The 366-nt window shown below is 26.2% G+C and carries 1 protein-coding gene; it reads left to right on the forward strand.

Translation table 11 applies throughout. The features are described from left to right. Positions 1-5: 5 nt before the first annotated feature. Positions 6-366: MFS transporter (locus HMPREF2647_RS11025; RefSeq protein WP_256326481.1), on the forward strand; the 361-nt coding region annotated here is incomplete at its 3' end.

The raw sequence follows: 366 nt of genomic DNA on the forward strand, positions 1-366 counted from the left end.
ATTTAATTCAGGAATTTTCATATTCTAGTTTAGAGATAGGGATTATTTTATCTTCTTCCGGGTGTACAGCATTAATCATCAGTTTTATATTAGCTCCGATGTTAAGTACAGTAAATAAGAAGAAAATTATACTATGTAGTATTTTTACAGCTTTTATCAGCTTTGTAATATTTCCATACATACATAGTTATTATGGTTTTTTATTCTTTACTATAATTAATACTATAGCAAGTAGTTTACTCTCTCCTACATATAAAACCTTATTAACTTTATACTCTGAAACATCAAGAAAACGATTAGTATTTAATATAAGGTACTATCTCATAAACATAGCTGCTGCATTAGGACCTTTTATTTCTATACAAA

Source organism: Staphylococcus sp. HMSC035D11, assembly GCF_001836075.1.
Taxonomy (GTDB): domain Bacteria; phylum Bacillota; class Bacilli; order Staphylococcales; family Staphylococcaceae; genus Staphylococcus; species Staphylococcus hominis.